At 29.0% G+C, this 16,389-nt stretch carries 19 protein-coding genes; 18 read left to right on the forward strand and 1 reads right to left on the reverse strand.

The annotated features are described in order from the left end of the window. Positions 1–2: 2 nt before the first annotated feature. The 6 genes from mnmG (at position 3) to Q3304_RS17370 (ending at position 6,511) form a co-directional block, all read left to right on the forward strand. On the forward strand, positions 3–1,898 hold the full coding sequence (gene mnmG / locus Q3304_RS17345; RefSeq protein ID WP_407814369.1) for a tRNA uridine-5-carboxymethylaminomethyl(34) synthesis enzyme MnmG: 1,896 nt from the start codon (positions 3–5) through the stop codon (positions 1,896–1,898). After that, complete coding sequence (gene rsmG / locus Q3304_RS17350; protein ID WP_407814370.1) at positions 1,891–2,610, forward strand: 16S rRNA (guanine(527)-N(7))-methyltransferase RsmG; 720 nt, start codon at positions 1,891–1,893, stop codon at positions 2,608–2,610. Before mnmG ends, rsmG begins: the two co-directional genes overlap by 8 nt. A 162-nt stretch (positions 2,611–2,772) precedes the next feature. Further along, a complete protein-coding gene (noc, locus tag Q3304_RS17355; RefSeq protein WP_054272088.1) occupies positions 2,773–3,558 on the forward strand; it encodes a nucleoid occlusion protein in 786 nt (261 codons plus the stop codon). A gap of 136 nt (positions 3,559–3,694) precedes the next feature. After that, on the forward strand, positions 3,695–4,468 hold the full coding sequence (locus Q3304_RS17360) for a ParA family protein (RefSeq protein ID WP_054272087.1): 774 nt from the start codon (positions 3,695–3,697) through the stop codon (positions 4,466–4,468). Position 4,469: 1 nt separating this feature from the next. Continuing rightward, complete coding sequence (locus tag Q3304_RS17365) at positions 4,470–5,333, forward strand: ParB/RepB/Spo0J family partition protein (protein ID WP_407814371.1); 864 nt, start codon at positions 4,470–4,472, stop codon at positions 5,331–5,333. 32 nt (positions 5,334–5,365) lie between these two features. Further along, positions 5,366–6,511 (forward strand): aminotransferase class V-fold PLP-dependent enzyme, encoded by a 1,146-nt coding sequence (locus Q3304_RS17370; protein WP_407814372.1) that lies wholly within the window; start codon positions 5,366–5,368, stop codon positions 6,509–6,511. Between the two features lie 103 nt (positions 6,512–6,614). Here Q3304_RS17370 and Q3304_RS17375 read toward each other — a convergent pair whose 3' ends face one another. Next, positions 6,615–7,190 (reverse strand): GerMN domain-containing protein, encoded by a 576-nt coding sequence (locus Q3304_RS17375; protein ID WP_054272084.1) that lies wholly within the window; start codon positions 7,188–7,190, stop codon positions 6,615–6,617. A gap of 259 nt (positions 7,191–7,449) precedes the next feature. Between Q3304_RS17375 and rstA the strand changes: the two genes are divergently transcribed. The 12 genes from rstA (at position 7,450) to rplI (ending at position 16,385) form a co-directional block, all read left to right on the forward strand. Then, positions 7,450–8,742, forward strand: coding sequence for a toxin production/motility transcriptional repressor RstA (gene rstA / locus Q3304_RS17380; protein ID WP_054272083.1), 1,293 nt, complete (start codon positions 7,450–7,452; stop codon positions 8,740–8,742). A 104-nt stretch (positions 8,743–8,846) separates the two neighbouring features. Next, the gene (gene yedF, locus Q3304_RS17385) at positions 8,847–9,449 is read left to right on the forward strand and encodes a sulfurtransferase-like selenium metabolism protein YedF (RefSeq protein ID WP_054272082.1); all 603 of its coding nucleotides are present in this window, start codon (positions 8,847–8,849) and stop codon (positions 9,447–9,449) included. Positions 9,450–9,528: 79 nt separating this feature from the next. Continuing rightward, a complete protein-coding gene (locus tag Q3304_RS17390; RefSeq protein WP_407814373.1) occupies positions 9,529–9,792 on the forward strand; it encodes a DUF3343 domain-containing protein in 264 nt (87 codons plus the stop codon). Between the two features lie 14 nt (positions 9,793–9,806). Beyond that, the gene (locus Q3304_RS17395) at positions 9,807–9,992 is read left to right on the forward strand and encodes a DUF951 domain-containing protein (RefSeq protein WP_021386561.1); all 186 of its coding nucleotides are present in this window, start codon (positions 9,807–9,809) and stop codon (positions 9,990–9,992) included. A gap of 102 nt (positions 9,993–10,094) precedes the next feature. Next, entirely contained in the window at positions 10,095–11,291 is a 1,197-nt protein-coding gene (locus Q3304_RS17400) for a PLP-dependent aminotransferase family protein (RefSeq protein WP_054272080.1), read from the forward strand. 216 nt (positions 11,292–11,507) lie between these two features. Continuing rightward, complete coding sequence (rpsF, locus tag Q3304_RS17405) at positions 11,508–11,786, forward strand: 30S ribosomal protein S6 (protein ID WP_003420522.1); 279 nt, start codon at positions 11,508–11,510, stop codon at positions 11,784–11,786. Between the two features lie 36 nt (positions 11,787–11,822). Then, positions 11,823–12,257, forward strand: coding sequence for a single-stranded DNA-binding protein (locus Q3304_RS17410; protein ID WP_021386628.1), 435 nt, complete (start codon positions 11,823–11,825; stop codon positions 12,255–12,257). An 18-nt stretch (positions 12,258–12,275) separates the two neighbouring features. Continuing rightward, a complete protein-coding gene (rpsR, locus tag Q3304_RS17415; RefSeq protein WP_003420527.1) occupies positions 12,276–12,503 on the forward strand; it encodes a 30S ribosomal protein S18 in 228 nt (75 codons plus the stop codon). A gap of 142 nt (positions 12,504–12,645) precedes the next feature. Then, positions 12,646–12,966: a MazG-like family protein gene (locus Q3304_RS17420; protein WP_054272079.1), complete on the forward strand. Its 321-nt coding sequence runs from the start codon at positions 12,646–12,648 to the stop codon at positions 12,964–12,966. A 7-nt stretch (positions 12,967–12,973) separates the two neighbouring features. Beyond that, complete coding sequence (locus Q3304_RS17425; RefSeq protein ID WP_074179468.1) at positions 12,974–13,930, forward strand: YybS family protein; 957 nt, start codon at positions 12,974–12,976, stop codon at positions 13,928–13,930. 10 nt (positions 13,931–13,940) lie between these two features. Continuing rightward, a complete protein-coding gene (locus Q3304_RS17430; RefSeq protein WP_167640166.1) occupies positions 13,941–15,935 on the forward strand; it encodes a DHH family phosphoesterase in 1,995 nt (664 codons plus the stop codon). Then, entirely contained in the window at positions 15,936–16,385 is a 450-nt protein-coding gene (rplI, locus tag Q3304_RS17435) for a 50S ribosomal protein L9 (RefSeq protein ID WP_054272076.1), read from the forward strand. The last annotated feature ends 4 nt before the right edge of the window (positions 16,386–16,389 follow it).

Below are 16,389 nucleotides of genomic sequence, written 5' to 3' on the forward strand. Positions count from 1 at the left end.
AAATGATAAAGTTTGAAGCAGGAAAATATGATGTTATAGTGGTTGGGGCAGGACATGCTGGATGTGAAGCTGCCTTGGCTACTGCAAGAATGGGATATAAAACTTTGATAATAACAATGTCTTTAGACTCTATAGCATTGATGCCTTGTAATCCATCAATTGGTGGAACTGGTAAAGGTCAATTAGTTAAGGAAATAGATGCCTTAGGTGGTCAAATGGGATTAAATATAGACAAGACATATATACAAAGTAGAATGTTAAACACTGCCAAAGGACCAGCAGTGCACTCTTTAAGAGCTCAAGCAGATAAATTTAAATATCATGAAGAAATGAAAAAGACGTTAGAAAATGAACCAAACCTTGATATAACTATGGATGAAGTTGTGGAAATGTTACATGAAGGAAATGTTGTAACAGGAGTTGGGACTAAGCTAGGATGTTCATTTAAATCTAAAGCTGTAATACTAGCTACTGGAGTTTATTTAAATTCAAAAATATATATGGGTGAGGTTGCATTTTATGAAGGACCTAATGCATTAGGATATGCAAAATACCTTACAGATAGTTTAGTTGAATTGGGTCTGAGAATGAGAAGATTTAAGACAGGAACTCCAGCTAGAGTTCATAGAGATAGTATAGACTTTTCTGTGATGTCTTTACAGGAAGGTGATGAAAAAGTAACTCCTTTCTCATTTATGAATGAAAATATAGAAAAAGAGCAAGAGCCTTGCTATTTAACAAGAACTACTGAAGAAACTCAGAGGGTTATATTGGAAAATTTAAAAAGGTCTGCTATGTATAGTGGAGTAATAGAAAGTACTGGGCCAAGATATTGTCCTTCTATAGAAGATAAAGTGGTGAGATTTAGTGATAAAACATCACATCAACTATTTATAGAACCAGAAGGTTTAAATACTAAAGAGATGTATATCCAAGGAATCTCAACTAGTTTGCCTTTTGAAGTGCAATTAGATATGTACAAGACGATAAAAGGACTTGAAAACTGTAAGATAATGAGACCTGCATATGCCATTGAATATGATTGTGTTGACCCAACACAACTAAAAATAAGTTTGGAAATAAAGGGAGTTGAGAACTTATTTAGTGCTGGACAATTTAATGGGACTTCTGGATATGAGGAGGCCGCAGCTCAAGGGCTTATGGCTGGCATAAATGCAGTTAGAAAGATAGAAGGAAAAGAACCTTTTGTATTAGACCGTTCAGAGGCATATATAGGTGTTTTATTGGATGACCTTGTGACTAAAGGGACTAATGAGCCTTATAGAATGATGACATCAAGAGCAGAATACAGATTGTATTTGAGACAAGATAATGCAGATATGAGACTAACTCAAAAAGGTTATGATATAGGATTAGTTAAAAAAGATAGATATGAAAGATTCATAAATAAAAAGACTGCTGTAGAGAAAGAATTTGAAAGATTAAAAAATGAAAGAGTTACACCAAAAGAAGTAAATAGCCTGTTGGAAGCAAAAGGAGCGACACCAATAAAGGTTGGAATTTCGTTATACGAGTTTTTAAAGAGACCAGAGGTTACTTATGAATTACTTGAAGAATTAGGAAAAGGCGCTGGCGAAGATGTTTCAAGGGAAGTCAAAGAACAATGTGTAATAATAACTAAATATGAAGGTTATATAGAAAAACAATTAAAACAAATAGATCAATTTAAGAAACTTGAAAATAAAAAGTTAGATGAGAAAATAAATTATGCATCTATAGAAGGACTTCGATTAGAAGCAAGACAGAAGTTAGATGATATAAAACCTATTTCAATAGGGCAAGCTTCTCGTATATCTGGAGTTTCTCCAGCTGATATATCTGTTTTGCTTATATATCTAGAACAAGTTAGAAGAACTAGAGGTGGCAAAGGTGAATAACATAGAACTTCTGAAAAATGGGATTGAAGGTTTTAACATAATTATTAATGAGAGTATGCTAGAAAAATTTAAAAAATATAGAGAAATACTAGTTGATTGGAACCAAAAAATGAATCTTACTGGCATAGAAGATGAAAAAGAGGTATATGTGAAGCATTTTTTAGATTCTATTTCAGCTGTAAAAAATGGATATATAAAAAATGGTATGTCTATAATAGATGTTGGTACAGGTGCTGGGTTTCCTGGTCTACCATTAAAAATATGCTTAGATGATTTAGAGCTTACCTTATTAGATTCTTTAAATAAAAGAATAAACTTCTTAGAGGAAGTTAGTAGAGAACTAGAGCTAGCTAATATTAAATTTATACATGGAAGAGCTGAGGATTTTGGTAAAGATGAAAAGTATAGAGAAAAATATGATATTGCTACAGCTAGAGCTGTAGCTGGATTACCAATTCTTATGGAATTTTGTGTACCATTTGTAAAGGTTGGAGGATATTTCATTTGTCTAAAGGGACCAAATGCTAATTTAGAACTAGAAGAATCACAAAAAGCTATTGATATTTTGGGGCTAGAATTTGCTGAAAAAATAGATGTGGAATTGCCAGAAATAGATTTAAATCATAATATATTAGTTTTTAAAAAAATAAAAGAAACACCAGTTAAGTACCCTAGAAAGGCTGGGAAACCAGCTAAGAATCCTATTATATAGTTAAAAGATTATTATAGGTAAGCTTAATTATTTCTCAGGAAATAATTAAGCTTATCTTAAACAAAACAAAAATAAAGGAATTATTAAAGTGGATGCAGAAATAAATTTGTATGTACATATAGAGAACAAAAATATTTATATCTAAAATAAGAGAGGTATGTTATGGAAGATAAAAGAGTTATGGAGATACCTATAGAAGATGTAGTTCCAAATCCATACCAACCAAGAAAAATATTTTCACAAGTTTCATTGGAGGAATTGAGTAATTCTATAAAGGTATATGGTATAATTCAACCTATAACAGTTAGAGCAAAAGATGGTAAATATGAACTAATTGCTGGAGAAAGAAGATTAAGAGCAGCTAAATTGGCAGAACTTAAAACTGTACCAGCAATTATAAATAATATGAACGATGAATCTTCTGCTGTTCTAGCGTTATTAGAAAATTTGCAACGAGAAGACTTAAATTTCATTGAAGAAGCAATTGGTTATGAAAACTTAATAAAAGAACATGCTTTCACTCAACAGCAACTAGCAGAGAAATTGGGCAAAAATCAATCTACTGTAGCAAACAAGCTTAGAATATTAAAGCTTCCAAACAACATAAAAATGAAGCTGATAGAGAATAACTTAACAGAGAGACATGCTAGAGCATTCCTTAAACTACCAAGTGAAGATTTAATGCAAAATGTACTAGATAAAGTTATAAAGAATGAATTAACTGTTAAAAAAACAGAGAAATTGATACAAGAGATATTAGAAGAAACCAAAATTCAAGAAGAGCCTGATAAAAAACAGAATATAAAGGGTGCTATGAGTATAAGAATTTACATAAATACTATAAAGCAGGCCTTTGATGCTATATCAAATACAGGAATTGATGCTAAGTATAATGAAATAGATAAGGGAGATTACATGGAAGTCGTTGTAAAAATTCCTAAAAAATAGAGATTACTGCTTACCAGTAATCTTTTTTTGTAATATAAGCCTTGTAATATAAATTGATTTATAGACATTATTTGTAATTATAAAATCACCTAGTCAACATTTAAAATTAATTTAATTCTTAAAGGGGGGGAACATCATGGGCAAAGTTATAGCTGTATTCAATCAAAAGGGTGGAGTCGGAAAAACTACAACAAATGTAAATTTAAGTGCTAGTTTAGGAATCTTAGGAAAGAAAATATTAGTATTAGATTTGGACCCTCAAGGAAATACAACTAGTGGATATGGTATTAATAAAAATGAAGTAGAAAATACAATCTATGAAATTATGCTAGATGGGTTACATATTAAAGAAGCAATAATAAATACTGAGTTTGAAAATATCGATTTAGTTCCATCAGCTACTGAGTTATCAGGTGCAGAAATAGAACTTACTTCTAAAAGTAATAGAGAGTATATTTTAAGAAATTCCATAAAAGCAGTAGCAGATGAATATGATTATATATTTTTAGATTGTCCACCCTCACTTGGGATGCTTACAATAAATTGTCTAACTGCTGTAGATAGTGTCTTAATTCCTATACAATGTGAATATTATGCTTTAGAGGGAGTTAGTCAATTGATGGAGACTATAAAATTGGTAAAATCAAGATTAAATGCAGACATAGAGATTCAGGGTGTTGTTTTAAGTATGTTTGATGGGAGAGCTAATCTATCAATACAAGTAGTTGAAGAAGTCAAAAAATATTTTAAAGGAAGTGTATATACAACTCTAATTCCAAGAAATGTAAGGCTTGCAGAAGCTCCAAGTCATGGAAAACCTGTTATTTACTATGATAAAAGGTGTAGGGGCTCTATAGCTTATTTGGAACTAGCAGAAGAATTTATAGATTTAGAAGAGGAGGAATATTAGTATGGAGAATAAGTCTAAAAGAAGTAACAGATTGGGTAGAGGTCTTAGTGCATTGATACCAGAAATTAAAGGAGAAACTTCAGAAAAAGAGATAATCAACATCGATATAGACAAAATATATCCAAACGAAGTTCAGCCTAGAAAACAGTTTGATGAAGAAAAAATAAAAGTATTATCTGATTCTATAAAAAATTATGGCGTATTACAACCAATAGTAGTTAAGATGGATGAAAATGACAAATACATGATAATAGCGGGAGAAAGAAGATTTAGAGCATCAAAACTTGCAAATAAAAGTCAAATACCTGCTATAATTAAAGATATAGATATGAAAGACATAATGGAGATAGCTTTAATTGAAAATTTACAGAGAGAAGATTTAAACTCAATAGAAGAGGCCATAGCATATAAAAGCTTAATAGAACATTATAATGTAACTCAAGAGGAAATATCAGAAGCTGTTGGTAAAAGCAGACCTCATATAACTAATACTCTAAGACTTTTAAATCTTGGACAAGATGTTATAGATATGATAGATAGTGGTAGAATTACAGCAGGGCATGGTAAGGCGTTGTTGAGAATTGTAGATAAGGATTTACAGCTACAAATAGCAAAAAAAGTAGAAGAAGAAGAGCTTTCTGTAAGAGAAGTCGAAAATATAGCTAAAAAAATATCTGAAAACAAAGAAGAAGTACCAAAAAAATCTAAGCCTAAGGATGTATTTATCTTAGATGTAGAAGATAAACTTAGAAATATATTTGGGACGAAGGTAAATATTTCTAAAGGAAAGAAAAAAGGTAAAATAGAGATAGAATACTACAATGATGATGATTTAAACAGTATTGTATCAATGCTTCTTGAATAAAACAAAACTATAAAACGGAGAGGAAGATTGTTATGATTTATTTAGATAATGCTGCAACTACATATCCAAAACCAGAAAGAGTGTATGATGCTGTTTTAGATTGTATGAAGAACTACTGTGCAAATCCAGGTAGAGCTGGACATAAGCTTGCTATGAGAGCTGCTAGGGAAATATATGATACAAGAGAGAATATAGCTAAGTTATTTAATGTGAGCAATCCTATGAATATAGTATTTACATCTAATGCTACAGATTCTTTAAATCTAGCAATAAAAGGTGTATTACAGGATGGTGACCATGTAATAACAACATCTATGGAGCATAATTCAGTAATGAGACCTATAAAAGCATTGGAAAAAAGAGGTATTGAAAATACTGTAGTAAAATGCGATTATGAAGGCTTTCTAGATTATGAAGAATTAGAGAAGTCAATAAAGGGAAACACTAAATTGATTGTAACGACACATGCATCTAATGTATGTGGTACTTTAATAGATATAAAGAAGGTTGGAGAAATAGCTAAAAAACATAATATATTATTTTTAGTAGATGCATCACAAACAGCAGGTGTCTATGATATAGATGTAAATGAATTTAATATAGACATGTTGGCAATGCCAGGTCATAAATGCTTATTTGGACCTCAAGGAACAGGTATACTATACGTAAGGGATGGTTTAAATCTAAATATATTAAAAGAAGGTGGAACAGGAAGTAAGTCAGAAGAAATGGTTCAACCAGAATTGTTCCCAGATAAATATGAGTCAGGGACTCATAATACTCCAGGTATAGCAGGTCTTAACCAAGGTGTATTATTTATATTTGAAAGAGGAATCAACAATATAAGACAACATGAAGAAGAATTATGTCAATATATGATAGACAAGTTAGAGGAAGTGCCAGATATAAAGATATATGGACCAAAAGATAGTAAAAAAAGAGCGTCTGTAATAGCTATAAATATAGGAAACATGGATTCTGGAGAGGTTACTTTTTTACTAGACAGTGATTATAATATAGCAACTAGATCAGGAATACATTGTTCTCCACTAGCACATACCACTTTAGGCACTTTAAAACAAGGTGCAGTAAGATTTAGCATAGGATATTTCAATACAAAAGATGAAATAGATAAAGCAGTAGAAGCTTTAAAGAAAATCTCAAAAAATAATAAGTAATATTAAGTATTATAGAATTAAAGAATATAAAAAATAGTGTAGATTATATAATCTACACTATTTTAGTATGCCTTAAATGTATCTTAAAGTGTGTTCTAAAAAATTACTTTAAGTAATCTCCTTCTTCAAGAACTATATGGCCACTTTCATAATTAGCACCATCAACAGTAAGTTTTATTTGTTCAACATTCATATTTTTTATGTAAGTACGAGCAACTGAATCAAGCATTAAAGTTTCTGCATCACTACCTAAGTTTGACTTTGTAAAATCAGAATTAACATCTAATATACCAGTTTTTACACCATCAATGTCTTTTGTAGTAAATGAGTTTAATTTTGCAGATTCTGGAACAACTTTAAGTTTTTGAAGCTCCTCAAATAAAGTATTTTCATCAACTTTGCTTAGGTCAACTTTGTTTTCTATTAAATCTGTCTGGTCTACATCGAAAGAGTAAATAATAGCTGATTGAGTTTTATTTTCCTCTTTTGGAGTAGAAGTAGCTTTTTTATTAGGAACCTCTTTCTCGGCATTATTTTCTTCTTTTGGTTGCTCAACATTTGTATTACTCTTAGTTTCTTTTTTAGGTGTATCATTCCCAACTTGAGCATTAGTACAACCAATTGCGAATATAGATATAGATAATATACTTAACACTAACATTATTTTCTTATTTTTCATAAAAATTTCTCCTCTCATAAAAACTATTCTTATATATAATTATAGTCGTTATGAGCAAATATATGAATACAAAATAGTAACAAATTTAAAAAATGATTTATTTAAATTAATTAAATCCAAAATAAACTAAATTTTAGTCATTTTTATGGGAAATCATTTAATGTACACAGAAAATATTGTAAAATAAAAGTAGTGTTTTTAAAATAAATATAAGTTATAATTATATTATAAAAAAATGTCTTCAAAAGGTGGGAATAGTATGGAAATTTTGAGCTTAGGAGAAAAGATTAAAAAATTAAGAAAAGAAAAAAACATGACATTAAAAGAATTAGCTGGAGATAGGATAACAGCAGCACAAATAAGCCATATAGAGAGAGATAAATCTCATACTAGTTATGAACTGTTGGAATATCTAGGCGATAAGTTAGATGTAAGTGTAGAGTATTTATTAGAAACCAAAGAAATGCAGTCAAAAAAGATAACTGATAATTTAATACTACAGAGCGAAATCTACATAAAAGAAAATGAGTTAAACAAGGCTGAGGACCAAATAAAAGAAGTTTTAAATATATGTAAGAGATACGATTTAATGGAGAACTATGGCAGATGTAATTTTTTAATGGCTAATATTAACCTAAAAAAATCTGATTATAATGATGCTATAGAAAACTTTGAAAAGGCATTATACTTCTTTATAAAAAATAGTGATAGTGAAAATATACTTAAGTGCTATTTAAATATAGGAAAGATATACATGCAAGAAGACTTTTATAAAGGTGCTATAAGCCACTTTAATTTTGCAGAGGAAATTTTGTCAGAGAGTAAATTTGAGGATGTTAATATATACAAGGAACTATATAGTAAGATGGCATATTGTTACATAAAATTAGATAATCCAAATATGTCATTGAAGTACATAGATAAGATAAATGAAATAGACAATAGAAATGATAGAAAAGAAGATGTCGATATTTTGGTGTTAAAAGCAAATAACATGCTTGAGATAGGAAAATATGAGGAATCAAAAGATTATTTTAAAAAAGCATTAAAGATACTTGAAAATGAAGATAATAAAACTGGATTAGCAAATGTATATTTAACAATTTGTGATGTTTACAGAAAAATAGGTGAAACAGATAGAGTACTTGAATATTCACAAAAGGTATATGACATAAAGAAAAATGATGAAGATGAATATATGATGTCAGGATTATTCAAGATAATAGAAGCATATATAGATAAAGAGGATTATGATTTAGCTAGAAAATATTGTAAGATAGCCTTAGCTTCATCAATAAAAAATAAAAATAAGTTCAATGAATATAGAGCATTAAAATTCTACTCTAATATGTATAAGAATCAAAATGAGATTACCCTTGCAATTGAGTATTTAATCAAATGTATAAAAATAGTATCAGACCTAGGAAATAGTAGAATATTGGCTAATTTATATATAGACTTAGGTCAATTATATTCAAGTATCTCAAAAGAAAAAGAGTTAGAATATTATCAAAAAGGTGTATTTATGTATAAAAATCTAGAAATAATGTAAGAAAAATAAACCTATAAGGTTATAGAAACAATCTATAACAAGCAAGATAACATCTATGATAAAATATAAATTGTATGAATATTTTTAAGGAGATGAATCAAACAATGAGTATAAAAATAGATGCTAGAGGACTTGCTTGTCCTAAACCAGTTATAAATACAAAAAAGGAATTAGATAAAATAGAAGAAGGTATTGTAGTTACAACAGTTGACAATGAAACAGCTAAAGAAAATGTATTAAAACTTGCTAAATCTTTAAATTGTGAGGCAAGTATTGTTGACGAAAAAGAAAATTTTATATCTATAGAAATTATAAAAGGTCAAAATATCTTAGATAAACAAGATATTGTAGACAAGGAAGAATGTAAACTAGAAGATACATGTATATTTATATCTTCAGACAAAATGGGGCTTGGAAATGATGAATTAGGGAAAGTATTAATAAAAGGATTTATATATACTTTAACTGAATCTAAGCCTTATCCTAAATATGTACTTTTAGTTAATGGAGGAGTAACACTAAGTGCTGAAAATGAAGAAACTATAGAAAATTTAAAAATACTTGAAAATGAAGGCGTAGAAGTCTTATCTTGTGGTACTTGTTTAGACTACTACAATTTAAAAGACAAACTACAAGTAGGTTCAGTTACAAATATGTATACTATAGTTGAAACATTAAAGAATGCATCAAATACTATTTCTATATAATGTACGTTTGTTTAATAATATAAAAACTAATAATAATGATTAATTTAAAGAAAAACAGATAGTCAGAAAGGATTAAGCAATGAATCAGATGTATATAGTGTCATTTAATTCGACACATCATGCAATAAGATCAGAAAAGTTATTTGGTGAAAATGGTCTAAAGGTAATGGCTCTTCCAACACCAAGAGAAATAACAGCAAGTTGTGGGATATCAATTAAATTTTCTTTTGAAGACATGGAAAATATAAAAATAATTTTAACTGAAAATAATGTAGATATAAAAGGAATTTATTGTATAAGTAAATTAGAAGATGGTTCGAAAGAAGCAGAGAAGCTAGATTAGGAGGCTAATTATTTATGCCAATGGATTTAAAAATAGGAGACATTGTCGAATTAAAAAAACAACACGCATGTGGATGTAAAGAATTCGAAATTATAAGAACTGGAATGGATATAAAGATAAAATGTACCAAATGTTCAAGGTTAATAATGCTTGATAGAGAGACCTTAGAAAAGAGAGTAAAAAAGCTAATAAAAGAATGATATAAAATTAACATTTAAAAAATGTCAAATACCGTATATTAATATCCGAAATTTTGGTATAATAGAAAATGAAGAAAACATTTTCATGGGGGTGCTTTAATTATGGCAATTAAATATGCAAGAAGAATGGAAGGTTTACAAGGATCTGAAATACGTGAGCTTTTAAAACTTACTCAACAACCACAAATAATATCTTTTGCTGGTGGAATGCCTGCTCCAGAATTATTTCCAGTTGAAGAAATGAAAAAAGTATCAGTTGCAGTGCTTGAAGAAAATGGAAGATCAGCTATGCAATATACTACAACAGAAGGATATGAACCATTAAGAGAGAAAATAGCAGCTAGAATGAATGAGAAAAATCAAACTAATGTAGACAAAGACGATATATTAGTTACAAGTGGTTCTCAACAAGGTCTAGATTTTGCAGGAAAAGTATTTATTGATGAAGGTGATGTAATTTTATGTGAAAGCCCATCTTACATAGGAGCTATAAATGCATTTAAATCTTATCAACCTAAATTCATAGACGTTCCAACTGATTCTGATGGAATGATAATGGAAGAATTAGAAAAAATACTAGAAACAACTGATAGAATAAAAATGATTTACGTAATTCCTGACTTCCAAAATCCAACAGGAAGAACTTGGCCACTTGAAAGACGTAAAAAATTCATGGAAATAGTAAACAAATTTGAAATACCAGTAATAGAAGATAATCCATATGGAGATTTAAGATTTGAAGGAGAATCTTTACCATCTTTAAAATCAATGGATACAAAAGGATTAGTAATATTCTTAGGAACTTTCTCTAAAATATTCTGCCCAGGATACAGATTAGGATGGACTTGTGCTTCTCCAGAAATATTATCTAAATTTAACTTTGCAAAACAAGGTGCAGACTTACAAGCATCAACTATATCTCAAATGGAAGTAAGTAAATTCATGGATATGTATGACTTAGATGCACACGTTGAAAAAATTAAAGCAGTTTATATTAAACGTAGAGATGTAATGCTTAAGACTATGGAAGAAGAATTCCCAGAAGGATTAGTATTTACTCATCCAGAAGGTGGATTATTTACATGGGTAGAGCTTCCAAGTAATTTAAATGCTAAAGAATTAATGCCAAAATGCTTAGAAAAGAATGTTGCTTATGTTGCTGGAGGAGGATTCTTCCCTAATGGTGGTAGAGAAAATACTTTCAGACTTAACTATTCAAATATGCCAGAAGAAAAAATAATAGAAGGTATAAAAAATATAGCATCAGTTTTAAAAGAAGCTATGGGTGTTGAAGCTTAATTAAAAATAATAACTTATATAGATATATTATAGGGGATGGCTATTGCCATCCCTTGTTAATTTAAGAATATATAATTTGCCTTATATTAAACTTTGTCCAAAATTTAAATTGACATAAATGAGAATAAATGATAAAATGTGTAGGTATGAGATTTTAGTCTCATTTCTCTGCTCTAAGAGTGTAGAGCCGTTAAGTCCAAAGGGAGGTGAATTATAGTGAGAAATTATGAATTAGTTTATGTGGTAAAGCCAAACTCTGATGAAGAAGTAAGAGAGGCTATACTAAACAAAGTTAAGGAAGTTGTTGCAACTGACGGAGAAATAGTTAAAGTTGATACTTGGGGAACTAAAAAATTAGCTTATCCAATAGCTAAGTTTACAGAAGGTTTTTACGTATTAGTTAACTTTAAATCAGCAGTAGACGTTCCTAAAGAGATAGACAGAAACTTAAAGATAAATGAAAACGTAATAAGACACATGATAGTTGTTGCTTAATAACTGGTTTTATTATAAAAAATAGGTGGTGTTTTTATGAATCAAGTTGTATTAGTGGGAAGATTAACTAAAGACCCTGAATTAAGATACATCCCAGGTACAGGAACACCAGTGGCATCCTTTACAATAGCCATTGATAGAGACTATGTAAAAAAAGATGGATCTAAAGAAACTGATTTTATACCTGTTGAAGTAATGGGTAAATCTGCTGAATTTTGTGCTAACTACATAACTAAAGGTAGATTAGTTGCATTGCAAGGATCTATAAGAGTAGACAATTATCAGACACAATCAGGTGAAAAGAGAACTTTTACAAAAGTAAGTACTAGATCAGTACAAGCTTTGGATAGTAAGAATAAATCGGAAAATTCATATAGAGAAAGTGCTCCAGCTTTTGAGCCAAGCTTTGAACCTCAAGGTCTAGACCCACAAGGTTTCCAAGCTATAGATGATGACGATATACCATTTTAAAAAGGAGGGAAAAAAGTCATGATGAATAAAAAAAGACGTAAGAAAAAAAGAGTTTGTCAATTCTGTGCTGACAAAAACGCTAAAATAGATTACAAAAGTACTCAAAGATTACAAAAGTATATAACTGAAAGAGGAAAGATATTACCAAGAAGAATATCTGGAACTTGTGCTAAGCATCAAAGAGAATTAACAGTTGCTATAAAAAGAGCGAGAAATATAGCACTTTTACCATATACATTAGACTAAAAAAATGAGCCTTGTGCTCATTTTTTATTATAGGTATTTATATATCTAAATGAAGCGAGCTATAAAGCTCGTTTTTTTGTTTATATACTTAAATATATTATTATTTATGATATAATATTATATATTAAGGAGGGTTGTAAACGTGAAAATAGATAAAGGTTCTGAGATAACGAGAAACATAAAGATAATAGAATGGATGAAAACAGAAATATTAATGAGTGTAAGTGATTTGTTTAACTTATTATTTAAAGGGGTAAAACCTTTAGATGAAGCAATTCAAGATACTCTAGCAAATATAATAATGATAACATATCTCTTAGCAAAGAGATTAGGAATTAGTTTTAGAGATGTGGATTATAAAGTCAAAGAAAAAATAAAAATTGGTATAGATGAAGAGCATAGTGTTGAAAGATGGTATGGAGATTTATCTAATTTAAAAAAACATATGGATAATAGGGAGTGATATTAAATTGAATAATAAAATTAGACTATCTAAAGCAATGCATATAATAGTTTTAGCTGTAATAATCGCTTTAGTAATAGCCTATATTCCAATGCTAGGAATGTTTAGTATATTAGCAGCTGTTCCATATGTAATTATAGGTGCTATTACTGATAGAAGGTATTCTTTTATATCTATTTTGATTACATTTTGCGTACTAATTCTATTTGCAGACATTTCTTATGCATTAAATATATGTATAATGTATTCTTTACCAGGTATAGCAATAGGAAAGATGTTAAAGAGAAGTTTTGAACAAGAAGATAGCAATAAATTTGAACCAATATATGGTGGAACAATAATATTTGTACTTTCAATGCTTGTATATTTCTTTGTATTAAAAACATTTTTAAATGTAAATTTATTAGATGAAGTTTCTAAGATGATAGCAGAAATTGTAAACATCCAAAAGAATAGTTTTTCAGCAACTGAACTTAAAATATTTGATAAGATGAAGCCAGATGAGATTGTAAGCTATTTTACAAACATGTTACCAATGATGCTATTTTTACAAGGGTTATTATCAGCATTTGTAACATATTATTTAAGTGTATTTTTTATCAAAAGAATTACAAAGATGGATATAAGATTTCCTAAATTTGCAGATTTTTATTTACCAGGAAATGCTATACTCACAACTTTCTTACTTTATTTGTTAGTCTTATTTATTCAAATTATTGGTTCAAAACTATATACAGAATTAATAATGACTAATTTACAGCTAGTTTTTAATTTAATGTTTGTAATTCAAGGTATAGCAGTTTGTATTTATTTTTTAAAGAAATGGATAAGACAGGGACCAAATAAAATTATGTTTCTTTCAGGGATAATTTTATGTTTATTTGGATTTATGGGAATATCTTTTGTTGGTATGGTAGATAGTATAATTGACTTTAGAAAGGTGAGAAGTTATAAATCCACTTAGGAGGATAGAAATGAGTAATAAACAAACCTTTAAATTAAATATGCCAGAAATAAATTTATATATAATTGTTATTGGTATTTCTAGTATAATTTTGCTTTATTACAACTTGTATGTAGGGTGTTTATTTTTCTGTATTTTTGTATATATGGTTTTTCACAATTGGAGAACAACTAATATTAGACGTCATGAATGGACAGAGTATATTCAAAATTTATCTTTAGACATAGATGAAACAACCAAGAAAGCCATAATAAATCTTCCAATACCACTGTGTATCCTGGAGTTTGATGGAAATATATCGTGGTATAATGGAAAGTTTTATGATATGATTGGTCAAAAAGATTTACTTGATAAAAATATAGAAGAGATAGTTAAAAATCTTAATTTAAGAAAAGTATTGAATGAAAATAAAGAGATGTACACAGAAATAAACTACAAAGAAAAAGAATATACAATAATTTATAATGTTATAAAAAATGATCAAGAAAAGAATCCTAAATATTTGATGATATTATACTGGATAGACAAGACAGAATATTTAAAAGTAAAACAAGATTATGATGACGAAAAAAATGCAATGATGCTAATACAAGTAGATGGATATGATGAAGTATTAAAAAGTGCAGCAGAAGACAAGAGAGCTTTAATTAATGTTGAAGTAGAAAAAATACTTTCTGCTTTAGAATTAAACTCAAATGGTGCATTGAGAAGAACTTCAAAAGATAAATTCTTCTTGGTAATGCATAAAAAAGAGTTAAAAAAATTAGAAACTGAGAAGTTCTCTATTTTAGATACAATAAGACATATTGATTATGGAAATAATCTTCCTGTTACTATAAGTATAGGAATTGGTATAGATGGAGATACATTAAATGAGAACCTAAAACTTGCGACAGGTGCACTTGATTTAGCACTTGGTAGAGGTGGAGACCAAGCTGTTGTAAAAACAAAAGATAAATTTGTGTTTTATGGAGGAAAATCTAAAGCTGTAGAAAAGAAAACCAAAGTAAAATCTAGATTGATAGGTCATGCCTTAAGAGAGGTTATACAACAAAGTGACCAAGTTTATATAATGGGACATAAATATCCAGATATGGATGCTATGGGAGCTGCAGTTGGAGTTTATGACATATGTAAATCCTGTAACAAAACAGCAAACATAGTTTTACAATCGGTAAATGAATCTATAGAAATATTTATAAATAAAATAAATGAAAATAATTATTATAAGAAACTATTTATTGGAAAAGAAGAGGCTATTGACAACTGTACTAAAAACACGTTAGTCGTGGTAGTTGATACTCATAGACCTAATTATACCGAATGTGAAGAGCTATTAAAGCTATCAGAGAAGATAGTGGTAATAGACCATCATAGAAGAGGTGTGGAATTTATAAATGATGCAGTACTTTTATTCCATGAGATATATGTATCTTCAACCTGTGAAATGGTTACAGAATTAGTTCAATATATGGATGAAGATGTAACAATAAATAAACTAACAGCTGAAGGTCTTTTAGCAGGAATAAGTTTAGATACTAAAAACTTTGCATTCAAAACAGGTGTTAGGACTTTTGAAGCTGCTTCTTATCTTAGAAAAGTTGGAGCAGATACTATTGAGGTCAAAAAATTCTTCAATTCTGATGTGAAAGATTTCATAATAAAAGCTGAAATAATTCAAAGTACTAAAATAATTAACAATAGAATATGCTTAGCATATTCAAGTACAGAGATAGATAGTATAAATGTTATAATAGCTCAAACTGCTGATGAGTTATTAAACATAAAAGAAGTAGAAGCTTCCTTTGTATTAGGTGAAAAAGATGATACGATATTTATAAGTGCGAGGTCTTTAGGACAAATAAATGTACATGTGCTTATGGAGAAATTAGGAGGCGGGGGACATATAGATATAGCTGGAGCACAGTTAAAAGATGTTTCTCTAAAAGAAGCTTATAAGATGGTAAATAAAATAATAGAGGAGTATTTGGAGGAGGAAGAATAGATGAAAGTTATATTATTAAAAGATGTAAAAGGAACTGGTAAAAAAGGGGAAATGAAAGAAGTAAGTGATGGATATGCAAGAAATTTCTTATTTCCTAAAAAGATGGCTGTGCAAGCAGATAATGTAGCAATAAAAGAGTTAAATGAAAAGAATAAGTCTAAAGAGATAAAAGCGAAAAAAGAATATGAAGAAGCTGTTTTATTAGGGAAACAAATGGAAGAAATCAATATAGAAATATACTCAAAAGCAGGAGAAGGTGGGAGACTTTTTGGTTCAATAACTGCTAAAGAGATTGCTGAGCAATTAAAGAAACAAAAAGATATAGATGTAGATAAAAGAAAAATATTATTAGATGAACCAATAAGAACTCTAGGTTCAACATTTGTAGAAATAAAAATACATCAAAAAGTAACTACTAAAATAAGAGTAGATGTAAAAGAAAAACAGTAATAAC

It is taken from the genome of Clostridioides sp. GD02377, from assembly GCF_045899875.1.
Taxonomy (GTDB): Bacteria; Bacillota; Clostridia; order Peptostreptococcales; family Peptostreptococcaceae; genus Clostridioides; species Clostridioides difficile_A.